The sequence below is a fragment of the Comamonadaceae bacterium OTU4NAUVB1 genome, assembly GCA_024372625.1.
Classification (GTDB): Bacteria; Pseudomonadota; Gammaproteobacteria; order Burkholderiales; family Burkholderiaceae_C; genus Variovorax.
On sequence record CP099605.1, the window covers coordinates 1,622,277 to 1,646,045 of the forward strand.

23 protein-coding genes and 1 pseudogene are annotated in these 23,769 nt (G+C 69.9%); 18 read left to right on the forward strand and 6 right to left on the reverse strand.

Annotated features, from left to right (window positions below; all coding sequences use genetic code 11):
• The first annotated feature begins 7 nt into the window (after positions 1–7).
• From NF681_11000 to NF681_11040, 9 genes are all read left to right on the forward strand, one after another.
• A complete protein-coding gene (locus NF681_11000) occupies positions 8–1,183 on the forward strand; it encodes an acetyl-CoA C-acyltransferase (protein UST55657.1) in 1,176 nt (391 codons plus the stop codon).
• Positions 1,184–1,206: 23 nt separating this feature from the next.
• Positions 1,207–3,048 (forward strand): acyl-CoA dehydrogenase, encoded by a 1,842-nt coding sequence (locus NF681_11005; GenBank protein UST55658.1) that lies wholly within the window; start codon positions 1,207–1,209, stop codon positions 3,046–3,048.
• On the forward strand, positions 3,048–3,308 hold the full coding sequence (locus tag NF681_11010; protein ID UST55659.1) for a hypothetical protein: 261 nt from the start codon (positions 3,048–3,050) through the stop codon (positions 3,306–3,308). Before NF681_11005 ends, NF681_11010 begins: the two co-directional genes overlap by 1 nt.
• A 76-nt stretch (positions 3,309–3,384) precedes the next feature.
• Entirely contained in the window at positions 3,385–3,666 is a 282-nt protein-coding gene (locus NF681_11015; GenBank protein UST55660.1) for a Dabb family protein, read from the forward strand.
• A gap of 23 nt (positions 3,667–3,689) precedes the next feature.
• On the forward strand, positions 3,690–4,484 hold the full coding sequence (locus tag NF681_11020; GenBank protein ID UST55743.1) for an SDR family oxidoreductase: 795 nt from the start codon (positions 3,690–3,692) through the stop codon (positions 4,482–4,484).
• A gap of 4 nt (positions 4,485–4,488) precedes the next feature.
• Entirely contained in the window at positions 4,489–4,977 is a 489-nt protein-coding gene (locus NF681_11025; GenBank protein UST55661.1) for a PaaI family thioesterase, read from the forward strand.
• A 28-nt stretch (positions 4,978–5,005) separates the two neighbouring features.
• Positions 5,006–6,022, forward strand: coding sequence for an NADP-dependent oxidoreductase (locus NF681_11030; GenBank protein UST55662.1), 1,017 nt, complete (start codon positions 5,006–5,008; stop codon positions 6,020–6,022).
• A gap of 31 nt (positions 6,023–6,053) precedes the next feature.
• Positions 6,054–7,001 (forward strand): glutathione S-transferase family protein, encoded by a 948-nt coding sequence (locus NF681_11035; GenBank protein ID UST55663.1) that lies wholly within the window; start codon positions 6,054–6,056, stop codon positions 6,999–7,001.
• On the forward strand, positions 6,998–7,900 hold the full coding sequence (locus NF681_11040) for an SDR family oxidoreductase (GenBank protein UST55664.1): 903 nt from the start codon (positions 6,998–7,000) through the stop codon (positions 7,898–7,900). The genes NF681_11035 and NF681_11040 overlap by 4 nt, the downstream gene beginning before the upstream one ends.
• Positions 7,901–7,934: 34 nt before the next feature.
• Here NF681_11040 and NF681_11045 read toward each other — a convergent pair whose 3' ends face one another.
• The gene (locus tag NF681_11045; protein UST55665.1) at positions 7,935–8,999 is read right to left on the reverse strand and encodes an aldo/keto reductase; all 1,065 of its coding nucleotides are present in this window, start codon (positions 8,997–8,999) and stop codon (positions 7,935–7,937) included.
• A gap of 68 nt (positions 9,000–9,067) precedes the next feature.
• Positions 9,068–10,255, reverse strand: coding sequence for an MFS transporter (locus NF681_11050; protein ID UST55666.1), 1,188 nt, complete (start codon positions 10,253–10,255; stop codon positions 9,068–9,070).
• 78 nt (positions 10,256–10,333) lie between these two features.
• Here NF681_11050 and NF681_11055 point away from each other — a divergent pair, with 78 nt between their 5' ends.
• From NF681_11055 to NF681_11085, 7 genes are all read left to right on the forward strand, one after another.
• Entirely contained in the window at positions 10,334–11,296 is a 963-nt protein-coding gene (locus NF681_11055; GenBank protein UST55667.1) for a LysR family transcriptional regulator, read from the forward strand.
• Between the two features lie 58 nt (positions 11,297–11,354).
• Complete coding sequence (locus NF681_11060) at positions 11,355–12,560, forward strand: multidrug effflux MFS transporter (protein UST55668.1); 1,206 nt, start codon at positions 11,355–11,357, stop codon at positions 12,558–12,560.
• A gap of 124 nt (positions 12,561–12,684) precedes the next feature.
• Entirely contained in the window at positions 12,685–14,037 is a 1,353-nt protein-coding gene (locus tag NF681_11065; protein UST55744.1) for an MFS transporter, read from the forward strand.
• 54 nt (positions 14,038–14,091) lie between these two features.
• Positions 14,092–14,763, forward strand: a complete 672-nt coding sequence (locus tag NF681_11070) for a paraquat-inducible protein A (protein ID UST55669.1) — start codon at positions 14,092–14,094, stop codon at positions 14,761–14,763.
• The gene (locus NF681_11075) at positions 14,760–15,539 is read left to right on the forward strand and encodes a paraquat-inducible protein A (GenBank protein ID UST55670.1); all 780 of its coding nucleotides are present in this window, start codon (positions 14,760–14,762) and stop codon (positions 15,537–15,539) included. Before NF681_11070 ends, NF681_11075 begins: the two co-directional genes overlap by 4 nt.
• Positions 15,536–17,251 carry an MlaD family protein gene (locus tag NF681_11080; protein UST55671.1) on the forward strand — a complete coding sequence of 572 codons (1,716 nt, stop codon included), beginning with the start codon at positions 15,536–15,538 and terminating at the stop codon, positions 17,249–17,251. Before NF681_11075 ends, NF681_11080 begins: the two co-directional genes overlap by 4 nt.
• Positions 17,248–17,964 carry a PqiC family protein gene (locus NF681_11085; protein ID UST55672.1) on the forward strand — a complete coding sequence of 239 codons (717 nt, stop codon included), beginning with the start codon at positions 17,248–17,250 and terminating at the stop codon, positions 17,962–17,964. The genes NF681_11080 and NF681_11085 overlap by 4 nt, the downstream gene beginning before the upstream one ends.
• Before the next feature lie 24 nt (positions 17,965–17,988).
• Here the strand turns inward: NF681_11085 and NF681_11090 are convergent, their stop codons facing one another.
• On the reverse strand, positions 17,989–19,368 hold the full coding sequence (locus NF681_11090) for an MATE family efflux transporter (protein UST55673.1): 1,380 nt from the start codon (positions 19,366–19,368) through the stop codon (positions 17,989–17,991).
• A 251-nt stretch (positions 19,369–19,619) separates the two neighbouring features.
• Here NF681_11090 and NF681_11095 point away from each other — a divergent pair, with 251 nt between their 5' ends.
• Positions 19,620–21,002, forward strand: coding sequence for a DUF6402 family protein (locus NF681_11095; GenBank protein ID UST55674.1), 1,383 nt, complete (start codon positions 19,620–19,622; stop codon positions 21,000–21,002).
• Positions 20,999–21,430 (forward strand): hypothetical protein, encoded by a 432-nt coding sequence (locus NF681_11100; GenBank protein UST55675.1) that lies wholly within the window; start codon positions 20,999–21,001, stop codon positions 21,428–21,430. The genes NF681_11095 and NF681_11100 overlap by 4 nt, the downstream gene beginning before the upstream one ends.
• A gap of 82 nt (positions 21,431–21,512) precedes the next feature.
• On the opposite strand, the gene NF681_11105 is transcribed toward NF681_11100, so the two are convergent.
• The 3 genes and pseudogenes from NF681_11105 to NF681_11115 form a co-directional block, all read right to left on the reverse strand.
• On the reverse strand, positions 21,513–22,022 hold the full coding sequence (locus NF681_11105; GenBank protein UST55676.1) for a hypothetical protein: 510 nt from the start codon (positions 22,020–22,022) through the stop codon (positions 21,513–21,515).
• A gap of 82 nt (positions 22,023–22,104) precedes the next feature.
• Positions 22,105–22,815: a response regulator gene (locus NF681_11110; protein ID UST55745.1), complete on the reverse strand. Its 711-nt coding sequence runs from the start codon at positions 22,813–22,815 to the stop codon at positions 22,105–22,107.
• A 558-nt stretch (positions 22,816–23,373) separates the two neighbouring features.
• Positions 23,374–23,652: pseudogene (locus tag NF681_11115) on the reverse strand (GAF domain-containing protein).
• Between the last annotated feature and the right edge of the window lie 117 nt (positions 23,653–23,769).

Here is a 23,769-nt window from a genome sequence, read left to right on the forward strand (position 1 = left end):
CCATCCCATGACCAGCGCCGTCATCGTCTCCACCGCCCGCACGCCGCTCGCCAAGAGCTGGAAGGGCGCCTTCAACATGACCCACGGCGCCACGCTCGGCGGCCATGCCGTGCAGCACGCCGTGGCCCGCGCCGGCATCGACGGCGCCGAGGTCGACGACGTCGTCATGGGCTGCGCGACGCCCGAGGGCGCCACCGGCGCGAACATCGCGCGCCAGATCGCCCTGCGCGCCGGCCTGCCCGTCACCACCTCGGGCATGACCATCAACCGCTTCTGCTCGTCGGGCCTGCAGACCATCGCCACGGCGGCCCAGCGCATCATCGCGGGCGAGGGCGAGGTCTACGTGGCCGGCGGGGTGGAGAGCATCTCGTGCGTGCAGAACGAGGCCAACCGCCACATGATCCAGGACCCCTGGCTGGTCAAGCACAAGCCCGAGATCTACTGGAACATGCTGCAGACCGCCGAGCAGGTCGCCAAGCGCTACGGCATCGACCGCGACGCCATGGACGAGTACGGCGCCGCCAGCCAGCAGAAGGCCACGGCCGCGCTGGAAGCCGGCCGCTTCAGGGACGAGATCGCCCCGATCACCGTGACGGCCGGCGTGGCCGATCCGGTCATGGGCCTGCGCACCAAGGAGGTCACGGTCGAGAACGACGAGGGCATCCGCGCCGGCACCACCAAGGAAGGCATCAGCGGCATCCGTCCGGCGATCCCCGGCGGCGTGATCTCGGCGGGCAACGCCAGCCAGTTCTCCGACGGCGGCGGCGCCTGCGTGCTGGTCGACGAGCGCTACGCGGAGCGCCACGGCCTGAAGCCGCTCGGGCGCTTCCTGGGCTTCGCGGTGGCGGGCTGCGAGCCCGACGAGATGGGCATCGGCCCGGTCTTCGCGATCCCGAAGGTGCTCAAGCGCCTGGGCCTGACGGTGGCCGACATCGACCTGTGGGAGCTGAACGAGGCCTTCGCCGTGCAGGTCATCTACTGCCGCGACAAGCTGGGCATCCCGGCGGATCGCCTGAACGTCGACGGCGGCGCCATCGCGGTGGGTCATCCCTACGGCGTGAGCGGCCAGCGCCTGACCGGCCACGCGCTGATCGAGGGCCGGCGTCGCGGCGCCAAGAAGGTGCTGGTGACCATGTGCATCGGTGGCGGCATGGGCGCGGCCGGCGTGTTCGAAGTTCTCTGAGCGCGTCGACGCGAGACCGCCCGATGAGCTTCCGCCCGACCCTCGACTTCCTGCTCTACGACTGGCTCGACGCCGAGGGCCTGGCGCGGCGGGAGCGTTTTTCCGACCACTCGCGCGAGACCTTCGACGCGGTGCTGGACACCTGCGAGCGCATCGCGCGCGAGAAGTACGCGCCGCACAACCGCACGGTCGACACGCAGGAGCCGCGTTTCGACGGCGAGCGCGTCATCCTGCCGCAGGCGACGCACGACGCGCACGCGGCCTTCGCGGCCTCGGGCATGTTGAGCGCCGCGCAGGACTACGACATCGGCGGCATGCAGCTGCCCTACACGGTGCAGGCGGCGGCCAACGCCTTCTTCGCCATGGCCTCGGTCAGCATCGGCTCGGGCATGCTGACCAGCGGCAACGCCAACCTGCTGATGGTCCACGGCACGCCGATGCAGCGCGAGGTGTTCGCGAAGAACGAGTTCTCCGGCCGCTGGTCGGGAACGATGTGCCTGTCGGAGCCGCAGGCCGGCTCGTCGCTGAGCGACGTGGCCACGCGCGCGGTGCCCGACGGCGACGACTTCGCCGACGATCCGCTCGGCCCGCGCTACCGGCTCACCGGCAACAAGATGTGGATCTCCTCGGGCGACCACGAGCTGACCGAGAACATCGTCCACATCGTGCTGGCCAAGATCCCCGACGCCGAGGGCCGCCTGGTGGCGGGCACGCGCGGCATCTCGCTGTTCATCGTGCCGAAGAGGCTGGTCGACACCGGTGGCGCGCTGACCGGCGAGCGCAACGACGTCGCGCTCGCCGGCCTGAACCACAAGCTGGGCTGGCGCGGCACCACCAACACGCTGCTGAATTTCGGCGAGGGCAGGTTTCCGGTGGCCGGCCGGGCGGGCGCCGTGGGCTATCGGGTGGGGCAGCCGGGCAGGGGCCTGCACTGCATGTTCCACATGATGAACGAGGCGCGCATCGGCATCGGCATGGCCGCCACCATGCTGGGGATGGCCGGCTACCAGGCGTCGCTCGACTACGCGAAGCAGCGTCCCCAGGGCCGTCCGACCGGCCCGGAGGGCAAGGACCCGGCCCGGCCGCAGGTGCGCATCGTCGAGCACGCCGACGTGCGCCGCATGCTGCTGGCGCAGAAGTCGTACTGCGAGGGCGCGCTGGCGCTGGCGCTGTACTGCGCGCGCCTGGTCGACGAGCAGAAGACCGCCGGCCCCGCCGATCCGCGGGCCGCCGACGACGCGCGGCTGCTGCTGGAGGTGCTCACGCCGATCGTCAAGAGCTGGCCGAGCGAGTGGTGCCTGGAGGCCAATTCGCTGGCCATCCAGGTCCACGGCGGCTACGGCTACACGCGCGACTTTCCGGTGGAACAGTACTGGCGCGACAACCGGCTCAACATGATCCACGAGGGCACGCACGGCATCCAGGCGGCCGACCTGCTGGGCCGCAAGGTCCTGATGGAGGAGGGACGGGGGCTGGAACTGCTCGCCGGGCGGATGCGCGCGACGGCCGCGCGCGCCCGGGGCGTGGCGGCGCTGGCGGGGTTCCCGCAGGCGCTGGAAGCGGCGCTCGCGCGCGTGGTCTCGGCGACCCGCGAGGCTTGGTCGACCGGCGATCCACGGGAGGCCCTGGCGAACGCGGTACCCTACATGCAGGCCTTCGGCCACACCGTGCTCGCCTGGATCTGGCTGGACGTCGCGCTGCGATCGCTGGAAGGCGACGCGGACGCCGCCCGGCCCGCCACGGCCGGCCGGGTGGGCGCGGCCCGTTACTTCTTTCATTACGAACTGCCGAAGATCGGCGCCTGGCTCGAGGTCGTCGAGCGGCGCGACCCGACCTGTACGGCCCTCCCCGAGGACGCCTTCTGATGGCCACCGATTCCGCCAAGCCCGCTGCCCCTTCCTCCACCACGCCCACCGACGATCCCATCGCGCCGTCGACGCCCGGACCGCACGCGCGCCTGGAGAAATGGCTGTGGATCCTGATCTACGTCGGCATCTCCGTCGCCGCGCTGGGCTGGTACACCGGCCGCACCGACACCGCCCTGGGCTGGCTGATCGGCGTGCCCGGCGCGCTGGCCGTGGCGACCGGCATCGCGCTGATCTACGTGCGCTCCAGGCTGGACTGAGATCCCCCGGGCGCCGCCCCCGCCACCTCGTCGCCGACACCGCAAGACACCGAAAGACAACCAAGGACAACGAACCATGATCAAGCACATCGTCATGTGGACGCTCAACGACCCGGCCGATGCGCCGCGTTTCAAAAGCCTGCTGGAGACCTGCAAGGGCCTGGTGCCGGGCATGCGCGAGTTCTACGTCGCCGTGCGCGCCGAGGGGCTGGAGGCCAGCCACGACGTGGTGCTCTGTTCGGTCTTCGACGACGCGGCGGCCCTGCAGTCCTACGTGGTGCATCCGAAGCACCAGTCGGTGGCGGCGACCCTGGGCACGCTGCGCGCATCGCGCGCGGTCTTCGACTTCGAGGCCTGAGCACCATGAGCGCCACGACCCCCATGGCCGCCCGCACCGTCTCCGAGCTGTTCGACCTGACCGGCAAGACCGCCCTCATCACCGGCGGCTCGCGCGGCCTGGGCCTGCAGATGGCGCACGCGCTGGGCGAGGCGGGCGCGCGCGTGATGCTCAGCTCGCGCAAGGCCGACGACCTGGAACACGCCACGGCCGACCTCCAGGCCGCCGGCATCGACGCGCGCTGGATCGCCGCGGACTGCGCGAAGGAAGAGGACGCACGCCGCCTGGCGGACCAGACGCTCGAGCGCATGGGCGCCATCGACATCCTGGTCAACAACGCCGGCGCCAGCTGGGGCGCCCCGGCCGAATCGCACCCGGTGGCGGCCTGGGACAAGGTGATGAACCTGAACGTGCGCGGCTATTTCATCCTCGCCCAGCAGGTGGCCAACGCCTGGATGATCCCGAACCGGGGGGGCCGGATCATCAACATCTCCTCGATCGCGGGCCTCAACGGCAACCCGGCGGAAATGCAGACCCTGGCCTACAACACCTCCAAGACCGCCGTCATCGGCTTCACCCGGACGCTCGCGGCCGAATGGGGCCGCCACGGCATCAACGTCAACGCGATCTGTCCGGGCTTCTTCAAGACGAAGATGGCGAGCGTGCTCATCGAGAGCCTGGGCGAGGACCGGATGGCCGCCCACGCGCCGCTGCGCCGCCTGGGCGACGACGAGGACCTGAAGGGCATCACGCTGCTCTACGCGAGCGCCGCCGGCAAGCACATCACCGGCCAGTGGCTGGCGGTGGACGGCGGCGTGAGCGTGGTGACGGGGGCCTGAGGCGATGGCGGACACGACCCCCATCGCCACCGCGGCCCACGCGAACCCGGTGCCCGACCTGGGCACCTACATGCACCAGATCCCGTTCGCCCGACTGCTGGGCTTCGAGCTGGCGAAGTTCGGCGGCGGCGCCTCGGAGATCCACTACACGCCCGCGCCCGAGCACTTCAACACCTTCGACGTCGCGCACGGCGGCGCCTGCATGACGCTGCTGGACATCTCGATGGCCGCCGCCGCGCGCAGCGACACGCCCGAGTTCGGCGTCGTCACCATCGAGATGAAGACCAGCTTCATGCGTCCGTCGCTCGGCGCGTTGCGCGGCGTCGGCCGCCTGATGCACCGCACCGCCACGCTGGCCTTCGTGGAGGCGTCGATCCTCGACGAGAAGGACCAGCTCTGCGCCCACGCCACCGGCACCTTCAAGTACGTCAAGCGCCGCCTGCCCACCGGCCCGGCCAGCGCCAACGCGCAGCGCCTGCCGTCCACCGACTGACCCCCATCCCATCCCGGAGACCCACCCCATGCCCACCAACCGACAGCAGCTCCTCGACAACCGCCCCGAGGGCGAGGCCGTCGCCGGCAACTTCCGCCTCGCGACCGCCGAGACGCCCGCGCTCGCCGACGGCCAGGTGCTGGTGCGCCACCACTACCTGAGCCTGGACCCGTACATGCGCGGGCGCATGAACGACGCCAAGAGCTACGCCCAGCCCCAGCCGCTGGGCGAGGTGATGCAGGGCGGCACGGCCGGCGAGGTGGTGGAGAGCCGCCATCCGAAGTACGCCGTGGGCGACTTCGTGGTCGGCTTCGGCGGCTGGCAGGAGTACAGCGTGGCCGACGCGAACCAGCCGGGCACGCTGCGCAAGGTCGACACCACGCATGTCCCGCTGTCGCATTACCTGGGCGCTGTCGGCATGCCGGGCGTGACGGCCTGGTACGGGCTGGTGAAGATCATCGCGCCCAAGGAAGGCGACACGGTGGTGGTCTCGGCGGCCACCGGCGCGGTCGGCAGCGCCTTCGCGGCACTGGCCAAGGCGCGCGGCTTGCGCGTGGTGGGCATCGCCGGCGGGCCCGAGAAATGCGCCTACGCCACCGACACGCTCGGCTTCGACGCCTGCATCGACTACAAGCGGCACGAGGACGCCAAGTCCCTGGGCAAGGCGCTCAAGGAGGCCTGTCCCGACGGCATCGACGGCTACTTCGAGAACGTCGGCGGCATGATCTTCGACGCCGTGCTCTCGCGCACCAACGCCTTCGCCCGCGTCGCCCTGTGCGGGATGATCGCCGGCTACGACGGCGCGCCGCTGCCGCTGGCCAACCCGGCGCTGATCCTGGTCAACCGCCTGAAGGTGGAGGGCTTCATCGTCAGCGAGCACATGGACGTCTGGCCCGAGGCCCTGAAGGAACTCGGCGGCCTGGTGGCGTCGGGCAAGCTGCGCCCGCGCGAGTCGGTGGCCGAGGGCATCGAGGCCGCGCCGGAGGCGTTCCTGGGCCTGCTCAAGGGCCGCAACTTCGGCAAGCAGCTGGTCAAGCTGGTCTGAGCCCGCGGCCCCGTCCCGCCAAGGAACACGCATGCACGACCTGATCCTCCACCACTACCCGCGTTCGCCCTTCTCCGAGAAGGTGCGGCTCCTGCTGGGCCACAAGCAGCTGGCCTGGAAGTCGGTGCTGATCCCGGCGATCAACCCCAAGCCCGACGTCGTGGCGCTGACCGGCGGCTACCGCCGCACGCCGCTGCTGCAGGTGGGCTGCGACATCTACTGCGACACGGCCCTCATCGCCGACGTGCTGGAGCACCTGGCGCCGACGCCGACGGCCTACCCGGAGCCCGAAAAGGGCATGTCGCGCATCCTCGCGCAGTGGGCCGACAGCACCTTGTTCTGGGCCGCGATGGCGTTCAACCTGCAGCCCCGGGGGGCGGCCGAGCTGTTCGCCGGCGCGCCGCCCGAGGCGGCCAAGGCGTTCGCCGACGACCGCGCGAAGATGAGCGCCGGCGGCATGACGCGCCTGCGTCCGGCCGATGCCGCGGGCGCCTACAAGTCCTACCTGCGCCGGCTTTCGGACATGCTCGACGACAAGCCCTTCCTGCTGGGCGAGGCGCCCTGCATCGCCGACTTCTCGGCCTATCACCCGCTGTGGTACACGCGGCGCATCGAATCGCTCAAGGAGATCCTCGATCTCACTCCCGCCGTGCTCGACTGGATGGACCGCATGGCCGCCATCGGCCACGGCGCGTCGACGCCGATGACCTCGACCGAGGCCATCGAGGCGGCCCGGGCCGCCCAGCCGCGCACGCTGCTCTCCGACAGCACCTTCCAGGACGACCACGGCATCCCCCTGGGCAGTCAGGTGACGGTGCGCGCCGAGACCTTCGGCCTCGAAGAGACGGCCGGCGCGCTGGTCGCCGCCACGCGCATGCACTACACGCTGCGGCGCACCGACGCGCGCGCGGGCACGCTCGACGTGCATTTCCCGCGCATCGGCTACGTGCTGAAGCTGGCCGAGGTGGGCACGCCATGATCGACGACTTCCACGGCCGCACGGCGGTCATCACCGGCGCGGGTTCGGGCTTCGGGCTCGAGGCGGCGCGCATCGGCGCGGCCCGCGGCATGAACCTGGTGCTGGTCGACGTGCAGGCCGACGCCCTCGACGCCGCGCGCGCGGAACTCGAGGCCACCGGCGTGGCGGTGATGGCGCACCGCGTGGACGTCGCCGACGCGGCGCAGATGGAGGCGCTCGCGCAGGCGGTGCTGGAGCGCTTCGGCGCGCCGCACTTCGTCTTCAACAACGCCGGTGTCGGCGCGGGCGGGCTGGTCTGGGAGAACACCGTCGCCGACTGGGACTGGGTGCTGGGCGTCGACCTGATGGGCGTGGTCCACGGCGTGCGCCTGTTCGTGCCGATGATGCTGGAGGCCGCCGCGCGCGACCCCGCCTGGCGCGGCCATGTGGTCAACACCGCCAGCATGGCCGGCCTGCTCACGCCCCCCAACATGGGCATCTACAACGCCGCCAAGGCGGCCGTCGTGAGCCTGACCGAGACGCTCTACCAGGACCTCTCGCTGGTCACGACCCAGGTCGGCGCCAGCCTGCTGTGCCCGTACTTCGTGCCCACCGGCATCACCACCAGCGACCGCAACCGGCCCGGCACGCTGGCCGCCGGCGCCGAGACCCCGAGCCAGATGATCGGCCGCGCCATGACCGCCAAGGCGGTGGGCGGCGGCAAGGTCAGCGCCGCGGACGTCGCGGCCATGGTGTTCGACGCCATGGCCGCGAACCGCTTCTACGTCTTCAGCCATCCCAAGGCGCTCGGCAACGTCAGGAGCCGGATGGAGCACATCGTCGCGGGCACCAACCCGGCCGACCCGTTCCTGGAGCGGCCGGACATCGGTGAGCGGCTGCGCGCGCAGCTGCGCGGCTGACGGACGCGACGGCGCCGTCGCCATCCCCGGCCCGTCAGTCCGTGCCCGGCGACGCTCCCGCCGCCACCGGGACCGCCACCGGGCTGCGCTCGGCGAACTGGCCGTTCCAGTACGGGTAGTAGGGGTAGGGCGGCGTGACCGCGCTGGCCGCGTCGAGGCGCGCGGTCTGCGCCCCGGTCAGCGACCAGCCGACCGCGCCCAGGTTCTCCCGGAGCTGCGCCTCGTCGCGCGCCCCGATCAGCACGCTCGCCACCGTCGGGCGCCCCAGCAGCCAGTTGATGGCGATCTGCGGCAGCGTCCGGCCGGTCTCCTCGGCGATGCCGTCCATGGCGTCGATCACCCGGTAGAGCAGTTCGTCCGGCACCGGCGGCCCGAAGCCGGCGGTCGCGTGCAGGCGGCTGCCGGCGGGCAGCGGCCGGCCACGGCGGATGCGGCCGGTGAGCCGGCCCCAGCCGAGCGGGCTCCAGACGATCGCGCCCACGCCCTGGTCGAGGCCCAGCGGCATCAGCTCCCACTCGTAGTCGCGGCCGACGAGCGAGTAGTAGGTCTGGTTGGCGACATGGCGCGCCAGTCCCAGCCGGTCGGCGGCCGCGAGCGACTTCATCAGCTGCCAGCCGGAGAAGTTGGAGACGCCGACATGGCGCACCTTGCCCGCGCGCACCAGGTCGTCGAGCGTGCGCACGACCTGCTCGACCGGCGTCATGGCGTCGAAGGCATGGAGTTGCAGGATGTCGATGTGGTCGGTCCCCAGCCGCGCGAGCGCCGCGTCGACGCCCTCGATCAGGCGGTGGCGCGACGCGCCGGCGTCGTTGGGCCCGTCGCCCATGCGCAGCGACAGCTTGGTCGAGACGATGGCCCGGTGGCGCCGGCCCTGCAGCGCCGCCCCGAGGATCGACTCCGAGGCGCCGCCCGAATACACGTCGGCCGTGTCGAAGAGGTTGACGCCGGCGTCCAGGCACAGGTCGACGATGCGGCGCGCGCCGGCGACGTCGGTCGCGCCCCAGGCGCTGAACAGCGGGCCCTGGCCGCCGAAGGTGCCGGCGCCGAAGCCCAGCACGGGCACCTGGAAGCCCGAACGGCCGAGGTAGCGATGTTCCATGGGGTTCTCCTTGATGGTGGGATGGTTGGATGGAGGGAGCAAAGGGAAGGGGCGCTGGCAACGCGGATTCAGGTGCGCGCGGGCGCCGGCAGGCCGGAGCGCGCCGCGCCGCGGCGCGTCAGCGCCCGGCTCCACAGCGCGAGGCCCAGGCCGGCGAGCGTGAGCACGGCGCCGGCCAGGCCGAGCGCGCGCAGGCCGGGGCCGCGCTCGATGACCAGCCCGCCGACCCAGGCGCCCAGCGCGTTGCCGAGGTTGAAGGCGGCGATGTTCAGGCTCGACGCCAGGTTCTGCCCGGCGCCCGCGGCCTGGTCGAGCACGCGCACCTGCAGCGGCGCCACGGTGGCGAAGGCGGCGACGCCCAGCACCACCAGGAAGACCATCGCCGGCACGCTCAGGTGGATCCACAGGTCCATCGAGCCCAGCACCAGGGCCAGCGCCAGCAGGGTGCCCAGCACGGCCGGCATCGGCGCCCGGTCGGCCAGCCGGCCGCCGAGCAGGTTGCCCGCCGCGAGGCCGACGCCGAACAGCAGCATCGCCGGCGACACGGCCGCCGCCGACATCCCCGTCACGCGCGTCAGCAGGGGCTGCACGAAGGTGAAGACGGCCAGCACGCCGGCGAAGCCGAAGACCGTCATGCCCAGGCCGAGCCAGACCTGCGGGCGCGCCAGCACGGCGAGTTCGGCGGCCAGCGGGCCCGGCGCCGTGCCGGCCCGCTCGCGCGGCACGAAGGCCGCGAGCACCGCCAGCGCCGTCGCGCCGACCACCGCCACCGCCCAGAACGCCGCGCGCCAGCCGAAGTGCAGGCCCAGCCACGCTCCGGCCGGCACGCCCAGCACCGTCGCGGCGGTCAGCCCGGTGAACATGACGGCGATGGCCGAGGCGCGGCGCTCCGGCGCGACCAGCCCGGTCGCCACCACCGAGCCGACGCCGAAGAAGGTGCCGTGCGCGAGCGAGGTGACGATGCGCGCGGCCATCAGCGTGGCGTAGTCCGGCGCCAGCGCGCAGGCGACGTTGCCGAGCGTGAAGATGGCCATCAGCGCCAGCAGCACGGTCTTGCGCGGCAGGGCGCGCGTGCCGATGGTCAGCAGCGGCGCGCCCACCGCGACCCCGAGCGCGTAGCCCGAGATCAGCAGGCCGGCCGTGGCGACGGAGACGTGGAGGTCCGCCGAGACCTGCAGCAGCAGGCCCATGATGACGAATTCGGTGGTGCCGATCCCGAAGGCGCCGGCGGTGAGTGCGAGGAGTGCGATGGGCATGGTGGAGCGACTGTGCGCGTCTCCGTGGTCGATGACTAGAATGCCGCTCCGACCATCACCTGTGAGCTGAATTCACCGATGCCGCGCCCCGACGTCAACCGCTCCGGCGAGATGGAAGCCTTCATCCAGGTGGTCGAGCGGGGCGGTTTCTCGGCGGCGTCGCGCCACCTCGGAATGACGCCCTCGGCCGTCAGCAAGCTGATCGGGCGGCTGGAGGCGCGGCTGTCGGTGCGGCTGATGCATCGCTCGACCCGCAAGCTCCAGCTCACGCCCGAGGGCCGGCAGTTCCACGAGCGCAGCCTGCGCGTGCTGGCCGACCTCGACGAGGCCGAGCGCTCGGCCAGCTCGGCGGCCGTCGGCGCCACCCCGCGCGGGCGCGTGGGCATCAACACCAGCGTCTCCTTCGGCCATCAGGTGCTGATTCCGCTGGTGCCGCGCTTCCTCGCGCTGCACCCGGAGATCACGCTCGACATCGGCCTGACCGACCGCGTGGTCGATCTGATGGACGAGCGCGCCGACATCGCGATCCGCTGGGGAAGCCTGCCGGCGTCCGACCTGGTCGCGCGCCGGTTGGGCGCGACCGAGCAGGCGATCGTCGCCGCGCCGGCGTACCTCGCGCGACGCGGCACGCCGGCGGTGCCGCGCGACCTCGAGACGCACGACCGCATCGGCTGGTCGTACCGGCGCAACGTGGCCGACTGGCCCCTGCGCGTGGACGGCCGCACGCTGATGCTGCCGGTGGCCGGGCGCGTGCGCGCCGCCGACGGCGAGGCGATCCGCGCCCTGGCCGTGGCGGGCGTCGGGCTGGCCCGGCTGTCGCTCTACCACGTGGGCGCCGACCTCGACGCCGGGCGGCTGGTCGAGGTGCTGGACGCCTTCAACCCGCGCGACGTCGAACCGATCCACGCGGTCTACGTCGGCAAGCCCGGGCACCTGCCCGCGCGCGTGCGGGCGGTGCTGGATTTCCTGGTGGCGCAGGTCGCGCTGCACCCGCGCGCGGCGTCGTCGCGCGCGAGCGACGCGGCGGCGGGCGCGGCCTAGCACAGCGCCAGGGTCCGCGCCCGGGGCGGCCCATCGCCCGGCGAGGACAATCGCCCCGATGCCTTCCTCCCGTTTCCTCAAGATGGCCCTCGTGCTGGGCCTGCTCTCCGCCATCGGCCCCTTCGCCATCGACATGTACCTCCCGGCGCTGCCGGACATCGGCGCGAGCCTGGGCGCGGAGATCGGCGCCGTGCAGTGGAGCCTGACGGCGTTCTTCCTGGCGCTGGCGGTCGGGCAGCCGTTCTACGGTCCGGTCTCGGACATGGTCGGGCGCCGCGCGCCGCTGGTCTTCGGGCTGGTGCTGTTCGCCGCGGCGAGCGTGGGCTGCGCGCTGGCCGGCGACATCCGCACCCTGATCGCGATGCGTTTCCTGCAGGGCCTGGGCGCCGCGGCGGGCATGGCCATCCCGCGCGCGGTGGTGCGCGACCTGCACACCGGCAACGACGCGGCGCGGCTCATGGCGCTGCTGATGCTGGTCTTCAGCGTCTCGCCGATCCTGGCGCCGCTCGCGGGCAGCGCGGTGATCGCGCTGGCCGGCTGGCGCGCGGTGTTCTGGGTGGTGTGCGGGGCGGCCGTGGCGGGCATGGTGCTCATCGCCACGTCGCTGCGCGAGACGCGGCCGGCGGCCGACCGGGTGGAGAGCGGCGTCGCCAGCGCCCTGGCGGCCTACGCGCTGCTGCTGCGCGACCGGCACTACCTGGGCCTGGTCTTCATCGGCAGCTTCGCGATGGCGGGCTTCTTCACCTACCTGGCGAACTCGTCGTTCGTGATGATCGGCCACTACGGTCTCACGCCGACGATGTACAGCATCGCCTTCGGCGTCAACGCGGCGGCGTTCATCGCGGTCTCGCAGTTCACCGGTGCGCTGGGCGAGCGCTTCGGGCTGGCGCGCGTGGTCCGGGGCGGTGTCGCGGGGTGCTGCGCCGTGATGCTGGCGATGTTCGGCTACTACGCGGCGGGCGGCGACGCGCTGTGGGTGCTGATCGTCCTGTACTTCGTCGCCAGCGGCTTCATGGGGCTGGTGATCCCGACCACGGCCGTGCTGGCGCTGGAAGCCCACGGCGCCATCGCCGGCACCGCGTCGGCGCTGCTGGGGACGCTGCAGATGCTCACCGGCGCCGTCGTCATGGGCGTGGTGGGACTCTTCACCGACGGCACGCCGCTGCCGATGGTCGCCGGCATGGCCGGCGGCGCGCTGGTGGCCGGACTCCTGACCTGGACGACGCTCGGCGAGCGGCGCTCCGTTCCCTGCACGGCCAACTGAAGGCGCCGACCTCCCCATGAAGACACCCGAAGCCACCGCGGCCTCCACCGTTCCCGTTCCCGGCCCCGGGCGCGCCGACACGCCCGTGCGCGACGGCCTGCCGGCGCCCCAGCGCCTGCGGGCGATGGTGGTGATGGTGCTGGGCATCTCGGTGGCCGTGCTCGACGGCACGATCGTCAACCTGGCGCTGCCGGGCATCGCGCGCGAACTCAACGCCAGCGCCGCGCATTCGATCTGGGTCATCAACGCCTACCAGATCGCCACGCTGGTGCTGCTGCTGCCGCTCGCCTCCCTGGGCGACCTGGTCGGCTACCGGCGCGTGTACCTCTGCGGCATGGCCCTGTTCACGGTGTCGTCCCTGGGCGCGACGCTGGCCGACTCGCTGCCCACGCTGATCGCCGCCCGCACGCTCCAGGGGCTGGGCGCGGCCGGGATCATGAGCGTCAACGCCGCGCTGGTGCGGCTGATCTTCCCGGCCGACCGGCTCGGGCGCGGCGTGGCCATCAATTCGATGGTGGTGGCCATCGCCTCGGTGGCGGGGCCGTCGGTGGCCGCGGGCATCCTGTCGATCGCCTCGTGGCCGTGGCTGTTCGCCTTCAACGTGCCGCTGGGGCTGGCGGTGGTGCTGATCGGACGCCGGACGCTGCCGCACAACGTCGCCCGGCCGGTCGCCGGCGCGCGCTTCTCGTGGGGCGACGTCGCGCTCAACGTGCTGATGTTCGGCCTGATCTTCGTGGGCGTCGACCGCCTGGGCGTGCGCGGCGACGTCGCCTCGGGCGCGCAGCCGGTCGCCTGGGCGCTGCTGGCCGGCGGCCTGGGCGTGGGCTTCTTCTACCTGCGCCGTCAGCGCACGCTGGCACTGCCGCTGTTCCCGGTCGACCTGCTGCGCATTCCCGTCTTCGCGCTGTCCATGGGCACCTCGGTGGCGGCGTTCTGCGCGCAGATGCTGTCGTACATCGCGCTGCCGTTCCTGCTGCTGGACGTCTACGGCCGCACGCACCTGCAGGCCGGGCTGCTGATCACGGTGTGGCCGCTGGCCATCGTGGTGGTGGCGCCGATCGCCGGGCGGCTGATCGGCCGCTATCCCGACGGCCTGCTCGGCGGCATCGGCCTGGGCCTGCTGGCCACCGGCCTGGCGCTGCTCGCGGCCTTGCCGGCGGTGCCCTCCGATCTCGACATCGCCTGGCGGCTCGCGCTGTGCGGGGCCGGCTTCGGGCTGTTCCAGTCGCCCAACAACCACACCATCGTGACCTCCCCGCCACGCCACCGCAGCGGCGCGGCCAGCGGCATGCTGGGCACGGCCCGGCTCACCGGCCAGACGATCGGCGCCGTGGCGGTGGCGGCGGTCTTCAGCGTCTGGAACCCGCACCAGGGCCGGGGTCCGTTCATCGCGCTGGTGCTGGCCGCGGGCTGCGCGGCGGTGGCCGGCATCTGCAGTAGCCTGCGTCTGAGGACGGCGCCCGTCGTCCACCGCTAGATTGCCGCGTACGCTTCCATCGATGCCCGTTCCCGTCCACCTCCCTGTCCACCCATGAAGGAAGTCCCCGAGGCGATCGTGTGCGACGGCTGCGACGCGGTCTGGCACCGCACGCCGCTGCACCCGCGCGAGATCGCGCGCTGCCCGCGCTGCGGCACCGAACTCGACCGCCACCCGGGGGCGCAGCGCGAGCGCATGCTGCCGCTCACGCTCGCCTGCCTGATCCTGTTCGCGATCGCCAACCTGTTCCCGATCGTCGAGATCGAGCTGCGCGGCCTGCGCAGCCAGACCACGCTGGCCGGCGCCGTCGTCGCGCTGACGGGGGAGGACATGTCGCTGGTGGCGTTCCTGGTGCTCGCGACCACCATCCTCTTTCCGCTGATGCAGCTGCTGATCCTGGTGTGGCTGCTGGTGCCGATGCGCCGGCACCGCCGCGCCCTGGGCTTCGCGCTGCTGGTGCGGCTGATGCAGGCGCTGCGGCCCTGGGGAATGATCGAGGTGTTCCTGCTGGGCGTGCTGGTGGCGCTGGTCAAGCTCTCGAGCATGGCCAGCGTGCTGCCCGGCCCGGCGCTGTGGGCCTTCGTGGCGCTCACGCTGCTGCTGACGGCGGTGCTGGCCTTCGATCCGCGCGGCTTCTGGGAGATGGCCGAGAACAAGCTCGACAGCGCCGTCGCCGACGCCACCGCCCCGGTGGCGCCGCCGGCCGACCCGGAGCGCGCCGCATGAAGGCGCGCACGCTGCGGCTGCTGTCGTTCCCGCTGCGCGGGCTGCGCACGCCCGTGTCGGCCGCCGAACGCGCCGAGGCCGCCGCCGCGCCGCGCGCCGTCGACGTCGGTCTCCTGGGCTGCCGCCAGTGCGGCACGGTGTGGGAGGACGCGGCCGAGGAGACGCCCTGCGGGCGCTGCGGCACGCCGCTGCGCGCCCGCAAGCGCGACAGCCTCAACCGGACCTGGGCGTTCCTGATCGCCGCCTGCGCGATGTACCTGCCGGCCAACCTGCTGCCGGTGATGGTCACGCGCTCGCTCTTCGGCACGCAGAACGACACCATCCTCAGCGGCATCATCTATTTCTGGATCACGGGCGACTACGAACTCGCGGCCATCGTCTTCATCGCCAGCTTCCTGGTGCCGCTGTTCAAGCTGGCGGCGCTGTTAGTGCTCGCGTGCAACGCCCAGCGCGGCACCAACTGGCGGCGCGGCGAGCGCTCGAAGCTCTATCACGTGATCGAACTCATCGGCCGCTGGTCGATGCTCGACGTCTTCGTGGTCGCGCTGCTCGCCGGGCTGGTGCGCATCCAGGGTTTCGCCGAGATCACCGCCGGCGCCGGCATCGCCGCCTTCGGCATGGTGGTGGTCCTGACGATGCTGGCGTCGCTCAGCTTCGATCCCAAGCTGACCTGGGACGGCGTCGCCGATGATCCGGACGACGACGAAGCGGACCTCCGCCCCGAACCTCCCGCGCAGACGCCGGCCGCCGTGCCGGCAAGGACCCTCTACCGATGACCGACCGCGACACCCCCGCGAATCCCGCGCCCCCCGCCGCCCCCGACGATGGCCGAGCCGGCCGCGACGGCGCGCCCGCCGTCCCGCCGACCCTGCCACACTCCCGGGTCGCGCGCCGCCGCGCCTGGCTGCCCTCGCTGATCTGGCTGATCCCGGTGGTGGCGGCGCTGGTGGGCATCACGCTGGTGGCCAAGACGCTGTTCGGTCGCGGCCCGGAGATCATGCTGAACTTCCGCACCGCCGAGGGGCTGGAGGCCGGCAAGACCATCGTCAAGTACAAGGACGTGCAGATCGGGCTGGTCGAGAGCGTGCGGCTCGCGCGCGACCGCTCCCACGTGCGCGTGCGCGTGCAGCTCAACAAGGACGCCGACGCCTTCACCGCCCAGGACACCGCGTTCTGGGTCGTGCGGCCGCGACTGGACACCTCGGGCATCTCCGGCCTGGGCACGCTGCTGTCGGGGGCCTACATCGGCGCGGACGCCGGCGTGTCCGAGGAGACGGCCTCGGAGTTCACCGGACTCGAATCGCCGCCCACCGTCACGCGCGACGCCTCGGGGCGGCAGTTCCTGCTGCGCGCCAACGACATCGGTTCGCTCGACGTCGGCTCGCCCATCTACTACCGGCGCATCCGGGTCGGGCAGGTGGCGGCCTACGAACTCGACCCGGACGGCAAGGGCGTGACGCTGCGCGTCTTCGTCAACTCGCCCTACGAGAAGTTCGTCGGCGCCAACACGCGCTTCTGGCATGCCAGCGGCGTGGACATGCAGGTCAGCGCCAGCGGCCTGACGCTGCGCACGCAGTCGCTCGCGACGATCCTGCTCGGCGGCATCGCGATCGGGGCGCCGGAGGAGGGCATCGGCCCCGTCGCCTCGGAGAACACCGCCTTCATCCTGGCCGGCGACGAGAGCGCCGCCATGAAGCGCCCGGACGGCCCGGCGCGCACGGTGCTGCTGTATTTCAACCAGTCGCTGCGCGGACTCTCGCCCGGGGCGCCGGTCGATTTCCGGGGCGTGGTGATCGGCGAGGTGAAATCCATCGGCATCGACTTCGACCGCAGCGAGCGCGAGTTCCGCATGCCGGTGCTGGTGCAGATCTACCCGGAGCGCCTGCGTCGCGGCACCGGCAACGAGGCGCCGGAATCGCGCTACACCGAGGAGCAGCGCCTGCGCTACATGGTCGGCAAGGGCCTGCGCGCGCAACTGCGCACCGGCAACCTGCTGACCGGGCAGGTGTACGTGGCGATCGACTTCTTCCCGAGGGCGCCCAAGGCGGGCATCGACCTCGCGCGCGAGCCGGTCGAGCTGCCGACCATCCCCAACAGCCTCGACGAGATCCAGTCGCAGGTCCAGGAGATCGCCGGCAAGCTCAACAAGGTGCCCTTCGAGCAGATCGGCAACGACCTGCGCACCACGCTCGCCACGCTCGACAAGACGCTCAAGGGCGCCGAGAAGCTCACGCGCACCCTGAACGACGACATCTCGCCCGAGATCAAGGCCGCCATGAAGGACGCGCGCAAGACCATCGACAGCGCCGACCGCGCCATAAACAGCGCCGACCGCTCGCTGCTTCAGCAGGACGCGCCGCTGCAGCAGGACATCCGCCAGACGGTGCAGGAACTCACGCGCGCCGCCGCTTCCGTGCGCGTGCTCACCGACTACCTCGAGCGCCATCCCGAGTCGCTGCTGCGCGGCAAACCCGAGGACAAGAAATGAACACGGTGCCCATGAACGCCACGACGTCGATCGATCCCGCCGCAAGCCGGCGGCCGCGCGGACCACTCGGCCTCGCGCTGGCGACGGCCGCCGCCGTGCTGTTCGCGGTCGGCTGCGCGAATTCGCCCGACCGCTACTACACCCTGGCCGAACCGGTCGCCGGCGCGGGCGGCACCGCCGCCCCGGGCGCGGGCGCGACCCCGCCGGCCACCGTGCCGGCGGTCCCGGGTCTGTTCATCGACATGGCCCCCATCGCCATGCCCGAGCGTCTGGCGAGGCCGCAGTTGGTGGTCACGCGTGGCGGCGCGCCGACCGCGGAGGTCGCGCTGCTGGAGCAGAGCCGGTGGACCTCGTCGTTCGAGAACGAACTGCGCGACGCGCTGGCCGCCGGCGTCGCGACGCGCCTGGGCGCCGTGGACGTGACCAAGGGCGCGCGCCTGGCGGGCGGCCCGGCCTGGCGCATCGCGGTGCAGCTGCAGCGGCTCGACCTGATCGAGGGCGGGCGCGCCGACGCATCGTTCTCATGGACGGTGCGGCGCGCCGACGCCGAGCGCGGCACGGTCTGCCGATGGAGCGGCAGCGAGCCGGCGGCCGGTGGCATCGACGCCCTGGCGCTCGGCGCGCAGCGCCTCACCGGCCGGGTCTCGGCGGGGATCGCCCGCCACGTCCAGGCGCTCCAGGCCGACCCGGCCGCCGCCTGTCCGGACGCCTGAGCGGGGGCGCCGCCGGGCGCGGCGTCAGACCAGGCGCCGCACCGGCCGCCCGCGCCACACCAGCCGGTAGTAGGCCGACTGCAGCGCGAACATCGCCACGAACGTCACCGGGTAGGCGATCCAGACCCCGTTCAGGCCGATCTGCCGGCTGGCGAACCAGGCCACCGGCACCTCGATCAGGGCGATGCACAGGATCGAGATCGCCGTGGGCACCAGCACCGAGCCGCTCGCGCGCATCACGCCGGAGAGCACCGAGGCCATGCCGAAGACCACCGTGCCCCACAGCATGATGTGCAGCAGCGTCTGCGCCACCTCGATCACCGGCTCGCTGGTGATGAAGAAGCCCATCAGCCGGCGCGAGAACAGGTAGCCCGCGAGCACCAGCGCCCCGGTCAGCACCAGGTTCATGACCAGGCCCGTGCGCGCGATGGCGCCCAGGCGGTCGGCCCGGCCCGCGCCGATGGCCTGCGCCCCCAGGATCGAGGCCGTGATGGCGATCGAGATCGCCGGGAACTGCACGTACGCCACCACCTGGTTGACCGCGCCGTAGGCCGCCGTGGCCTGCGAGCCGAAGCCGTTGACCAGCGCCAGCAGGGCGATCTCGGCGAGGGCGATGACGATCATCTGCACACCCGTGGGCACGCCGATCCGGAGCACGGCGCGCAGCAGCGGCAGGTCCACGCGCAGGTGGCGGGCGAACTCGGCATCGGGCGCGAGCGGGCTCTGGCGCGCGCGCAGGCGCCACCCCAGCCACAGCGTGGCGACGACGAACGACACCACGGTGGCTGTCGCGCCACTGGCCACGCCCAGCATCGGCAGGCCGCCCCAGCCCCGGATCAGCGCTGGGGTCAGCAGCAGGCCGAGCGCGGTCGACAGGCCCAGCGTGAACAGCGGCGTCACGGTGTCGCCGATGCCGCGCAGCATGGCGGTCGACAGCAGGAACACGAACAGTCCCGGCATCGCGATCAGCATGATGCGGGCGTAGCGCGTGGCGTCGGCCAGGATGTCGGGCGGCGTGCCCAGCGCGCGCAGCAGCGGCGTGGTGAAGAAGCCGCCGAACACCGCCACCGCCAGGCCGAAGGCGATGCCCACCGTCAGCGTGGTGCCCGCGATGGCCTTGACCCGCCCGGTGTCGCGCGCGCCCCAGGCCTGCCCGATCAGCACCGACGCGCCCGCGCCCAGGCCGATGGTGAAGGCGATGAAGAAGAACATCACCGGAAAGAAGCTCGACACCGCCGCCAGCGCGCCGACCCCGATCATCTGGCCCACGTAGACGTTGTTGAGCGTGCCCGAGAGCGATTGCAGGACGTTGCTCAGCAGCATCGGGGCGAGGAAGAACGCGAAGGTCTTCCAGAGTGGGCGTTCGTCGCCGGCGGCGAGGGTGGGGGGGAGGGTGGGGGTCATGCGGCGGGCGTTCTAAGGAAAAGGACTTCGGAATGCTTCCGATGAACCCATGCTTCGTTTTTCAGAGATCAGGATCTAGCCAATCCAGCTGTCCCTCAAATTCATCTTCTGGCTTGCATGAACTAGGTACGAAAGTATAGCTGGCTGCATTAGAGAATGGGAATTTAATGAATTGGTGTCTGTCGATTGATCTCATCAAAAATCATAGAATCGATCGCTTATTGAATTGAATTAAAGACAGCAAGGAAGCCATGATATCGATTTTCCATAAAATAAAAATGGATTTTGAAAGCCACGTGAAAGAATTGCATCGTGACAGACATCCTTATTTGGTGACTCAAATGACGATGTCTGGCGCGACGTGGAAGATCATGAAGGGTGCCAATGGCTGTCGGCCTGTGCAGACGCAAGAAGCCATCCTGATGGAAAAAACCCCTGCGCCGCTTCCGGGGAAGAATATTTTGTCGATAGCTACGGACGCCGTGTTTCCAGACATCAATTCTTTCGACAAAAGCCAGATCAAGTCAAAATCGTCAATGGCGGTTGATTCAAAAAATTCAACTCAGAAGATTGAAAATTCAAAAAAAGAGGAAAAATGCTCGAGGCTCCCGCCGTTCGACATGATGGATCTGCCGCAAGCCATGAATGCCATGGGATTCAAATATTCTTCCTATTGTGCTGATCGATGGTTCAAAGGAAAGGCTCATGTAATAAAAGAAAAGTCCGAAACTGCCGAAGACTCTGATTATGTGGATACCGGTTCTTTGAAGTTGGATTGGATTCTGAAGTTCGGTAACGTACGCGAAAAATATAACCATCTCAAGTCTGCTGACTTGGAGCCAACCGAATCGGAAAACGTTTACAACAAAATTGCTGCGAGTATTCTGGCAAAAAAATTCAGGAGATTCATGGGCCAGCACCAGAATTACTATTCTGGTCGACTTGATTGCTGGGAAAGGTGCGGCAGTGACATACAGAAACTACATGAACAATTTCAGTTCCAATTGTCGTTCGTATCCATGTTCGACGCATTGGGCGGGGCATGGCGTGTTGTTGGCAACGAACTAAAGGATGCTCCTGTTATGAATGATCTGGCCGCGTCTTTGGCAAACTTCTATTTCTTTGCGGCAGTTGCTGAGGCCGACATATCAACAAATAAGACAATGTACTATGGATCGCATCCATGGCAAACCCGTAGTCGTACCACGATTAAGATCACTCATATATACATGTATGCGAAGGATGTTTATTCGTTCAATGACGATGCCGAATCATCCCAGTATCTTGGCCATTGGAACCGCAGAGGCGTTATCGTCATTCACGCGGCAGTTGCTGCAGAAGCAACCTCCAAGTTTTTATCTCAAATTTCGAAAAAGCTGATTTTTGAGGCTGGCAACGAATCAAAAACACATTTGCCCACCCTCCCGGAGTATTTGGACAAGCCGGTGGACGTAGGCAGCAATCTGAAAGAAAAAGAAGTCTTCTATCCAGTGCGAAATCGAAACTTTGAAAATTGGCGAAAAGTAAAAAAACGCGGTGGTGATTTCAAAATTTTCTCAAATCTGGAGAAAGTAAAACTGCCAAGACCCATAGTCATCGATCTTGGTGAAATTTGTGAAGAGTATGTCCAATGAAAAAATTTTCATGGTTGGTCGTCTTGTCTTTTGGGTTTTTGTATTTTTCAATGCTCTACATTCTCAATGTATGGCGTCCTGCGGATTACTTGCATTGCACTTTTTATACAAAACAAATGAAAGGTGGAGTCCATGTGTTTCGAGGGGTGTCGTATAAAATCGAACTCTGCGGCCTGAACGGGTTCATTCAGCCGGAGAATTTTCCTGACGACGAAGTACGTCTCAGAGTGCTGTCCATGGACAACGAATTGCTTGCTGAACGATTCTTCAGTCCATTGCTGGCCATGGGGGAACCCGTCACTCCGTTGGAATATGACGATGGTTCCCTTTTCTACCGCATGAAAGATCAAGGTCCGGAAAGGAGGGTGCGCATGCCACCGTCGCGTCTCGACGGGTTGCGTGCTCGATTGCCAAGGCTTTGGCCTTGAGTCGATCGGGAAAATGCCTCGTTCAAGCACACACCAGTGATCAATGAGCGTGGTATTGACAACCGGGGCTGGAGATCGCGCGTCAGGACACCCGCCAGAACCCACGGCAGAACATCCGCCAGCGCCGCCGCGTGCCGGCATGCCAGCGCCGCAGCACGCGCCAGGGCGCGCTGTGGCGCACGATGCCCAGCCAGTGGTCCTTCCACGCCGTCCAGCGCGGGTACCAGAGCGCGAACCACGGCAGGTGCATCAGCGCCGGGTGCACCAGCTGGAAGATGCGCGCCACCATCGCGGTGCCGATCAGCTTGGCGCCCGCCAGCAGCGCGACGCCGCTCACGTAGTGCCCGCCGCCGAACAGCAGCACCGCCAGCACCTTGAGCGGCAACAGCACCACCACCGGCACCAGGAAGACGAGCACGGCGGCCCAGGGCGGCATGGCGCGCACGCGCTGCTCCAGGCGCGCCCACAGGGGCAGCCGCGCCAGTGTCGCGACCCAGGCGGCGAGCGGGTGCCAGCCCCATTCCTCGAACAGCAGCACCGGAACGAGCAGCATCCCGATCAGGGCGTGGAGCAGTTTGCGGAGAGCGGGCATGGCCGGCATTGTGGGCCGGCCGCCCGGTGCTGTCCCGCGTGCGGCCGACCCGGTGGGCGGGCGGGGGGCGGTCGCGCCGCGTTCAACGGCCCAGCGCGGTCTCGATCGCGTGCGTGACCTGCTCGAGCAACAGCGGTTTCGTCAGGACCTGCGCGTCGCCGGTCATCGGCGGGCGAACGCCGTCGACCTCCGCCTGGCCGGTGACGAACACCAGCGGCAGCGCCGGCCAGCGCGCGCCGATCTCCTGCGCCAGCATCGAGCCGTTCATGACCGGCATGCCGCAGTCGACGATCACGACGTCGAACGGCTCGCCGGCGATGGCGTCGAGCGCGGCGCGGCCCGTGAACACGCCGCGCGCTTGGTAGCCGGCGTCCACGAGCAGTTCGCACCAGGTGGCGCACTGCACCGCGTCGTCGTCCACCAGCAGCACGCGGGCGCCGGAGGCCGGCGTCGCGGCCCGGGGCGTCTCGGCCGCGCCGAGTGCCGCGCCGGTGCCCGGCGAGGCCTTGAGCCACAGCGCGACGGTCGTGCCGCGACCCGGCGCGACGTGGATGCGCGCGATGCCGCCGGACTGCAGCGCGAAGCCGTAGACCTGCGCCAGTCCCAGCCCGGTGCCGGCGCCGTCGGCCTTGGTGGTGAAGAAGGGTTCGAACGCGCGTTCGACCACTTCCGCCGGCATGCCCGGGCCGCTGTCGCCGACCTCCAGCACCAGGAAGCGGTCGCGCGGCAGGGTGGCGTCGCCATCGAAATCGACCACCGAGGTGGCGATCCGCAGCGTGCCGGCGCCGCACATGGCGTCGCGGGCGTTGACGCACAGGTTGAGCACGGCCGCCTCCAGCTGCGTCACGTCCAGGTTCACCGTCACGCCGTGCGCGCCGGGGCGCAGCGTGAGTTGGACTTCCGGGCCCAGGGCGCGATCGAGCAGGTCGCGCATGCCGGCGACGAAGGTGTCGACCTCGACCACCGAACGCTGCGCCACGTTGGAGCGCGAGAACGCCAGCAGGTGCGAAGTCAGCTTGGCGCCGCGCGCGACGGCGTCCATGGCGCCGCCGGCCCAGCGTTTGAGGTCGGGCCGCTCGGCCTTGCGCAGGATGAGCTGGAGGCTGCCGTTGATGGTCTGCAGCAGGTTGTTGAAGTCGTGCGCCAGGCCGCTGGTGAGCTGTCCGATGGAGGCGACGCGGTGGCGCTGCTGCAGCGACGCGTGGGCGCCCGAATCGTCCGTCAGCGCGGCCGTGACCTGGCGCTGCAGGGCCTCCGAATGCTGGCGCTGGGCGATGTTCATGGCGCGCAGGCGGATCAGCGCCGAGGTCTGGCGCGCCAGCGCCTTCAGGGCGGCGGCCTGCGAATCGCTCAGGGTGCGCGGCACCGTGTCGATCACGCACACCGTGCCCAGGGCGAAGCCGTCGGGCGAGAAGATCGGCGCGCCGGCGTAGAAGCGGATGTCGGGGCCGGCGGTGACCAGCGGATTGGTCACGAAGCGTTCGTCCCGTGTCGCGTCCTCCACGATCATCAGCAGGTCCGGCTCGAGCAGCGCGTGGGCGCAGAAGGCCTGGTCGCGCGGGGTCTGCTGGGCCGCCAGGCCGATGCGGGCCTTGAACCACTGGCGCTCGCCGTCCACCAGCGACACCAGCCCGATGGGCGTGCCGCAGATCTCCGAGGCCAGGGTGACGATGTCGTTGAAATCCTCCTCCGGGAGGCTGTCCATCAGGTCCAGTCGCCGCAGGGCCTCAAGGCGTCGATCCTCGGA

What these genes read in the sequence shown, in the direction of transcription:
- NF681_11000 (UST55657.1), top strand. Translation starts at nt 8, where the DNA reads ATGACCAGCGCCGTCATCGTCTCCACCGCCCGCACGCCGCTCGCCAAG.
- NF681_11005 (UST55658.1), top strand. Translation starts at nt 1,207, where the DNA reads ATGAGCTTCCGCCCGACCCTCGACTTCCTGCTCTACGACTGGCTCGAC.
- NF681_11010 (UST55659.1), top strand. Translation starts at nt 3,048, where the DNA reads ATGGCCACCGATTCCGCCAAGCCCGCTGCCCCTTCCTCCACCACGCCC.
- NF681_11015 (UST55660.1), top strand. Translation starts at nt 3,385, where the DNA reads ATGATCAAGCACATCGTCATGTGGACGCTCAACGACCCGGCCGATGCG.
- NF681_11020 (UST55743.1), top strand. Translation starts at nt 3,690, where the DNA reads ATGGCCGCCCGCACCGTCTCCGAGCTGTTCGACCTGACCGGCAAGACC.
- NF681_11025 (UST55661.1), top strand. Translation starts at nt 4,489, where the DNA reads ATGGCGGACACGACCCCCATCGCCACCGCGGCCCACGCGAACCCGGTG.
- NF681_11030 (UST55662.1), top strand. Translation starts at nt 5,006, where the DNA reads ATGCCCACCAACCGACAGCAGCTCCTCGACAACCGCCCCGAGGGCGAG.
- NF681_11035 (UST55663.1), top strand. Translation starts at nt 6,054, where the DNA reads ATGCACGACCTGATCCTCCACCACTACCCGCGTTCGCCCTTCTCCGAG.
- NF681_11040 (UST55664.1), top strand. Translation starts at nt 6,998, where the DNA reads ATGATCGACGACTTCCACGGCCGCACGGCGGTCATCACCGGCGCGGGT.
- NF681_11045 (UST55665.1), bottom strand. Translation starts at nt 8,999, where the DNA reads ATGGAACATCGCTACCTCGGCCGTTCGGGCTTCCAGGTGCCCGTGCTG.
- NF681_11050 (UST55666.1), bottom strand. Translation starts at nt 10,255, where the DNA reads ATGCCCATCGCACTCCTCGCACTCACCGCCGGCGCCTTCGGGATCGGC.
- NF681_11055 (UST55667.1), top strand. Translation starts at nt 10,334, where the DNA reads ATGCCGCGCCCCGACGTCAACCGCTCCGGCGAGATGGAAGCCTTCATC.
- NF681_11060 (UST55668.1), top strand. Translation starts at nt 11,355, where the DNA reads ATGCCTTCCTCCCGTTTCCTCAAGATGGCCCTCGTGCTGGGCCTGCTC.
- NF681_11065 (UST55744.1), top strand. Translation starts at nt 12,685, where the DNA reads ATGGTGGTGATGGTGCTGGGCATCTCGGTGGCCGTGCTCGACGGCACG.
- NF681_11070 (UST55669.1), top strand. Translation starts at nt 14,092, where the DNA reads ATGAAGGAAGTCCCCGAGGCGATCGTGTGCGACGGCTGCGACGCGGTC.
- NF681_11075 (UST55670.1), top strand. Translation starts at nt 14,760, where the DNA reads ATGAAGGCGCGCACGCTGCGGCTGCTGTCGTTCCCGCTGCGCGGGCTG.
- NF681_11080 (UST55671.1), top strand. Translation starts at nt 15,536, where the DNA reads ATGACCGACCGCGACACCCCCGCGAATCCCGCGCCCCCCGCCGCCCCC.
- NF681_11085 (UST55672.1), top strand. Translation starts at nt 17,248, where the DNA reads ATGAACACGGTGCCCATGAACGCCACGACGTCGATCGATCCCGCCGCA.
- NF681_11090 (UST55673.1), bottom strand. Translation starts at nt 19,368, where the DNA reads ATGACCCCCACCCTCCCCCCCACCCTCGCCGCCGGCGACGAACGCCCA.
- NF681_11095 (UST55674.1), top strand. Translation starts at nt 19,620, where the DNA reads ATGATATCGATTTTCCATAAAATAAAAATGGATTTTGAAAGCCACGTG.
- NF681_11100 (UST55675.1), top strand. Translation starts at nt 20,999, where the DNA reads ATGAAAAAATTTTCATGGTTGGTCGTCTTGTCTTTTGGGTTTTTGTAT.
- NF681_11105 (UST55676.1), bottom strand. Translation starts at nt 22,022, where the DNA reads ATGCCCGCTCTCCGCAAACTGCTCCACGCCCTGATCGGGATGCTGCTC.
- NF681_11110 (UST55745.1), bottom strand. Translation starts at nt 22,815, where the DNA reads ATGTGCGGCGCCGGCACGCTGCGGATCGCCACCTCGGTGGTCGATTTC.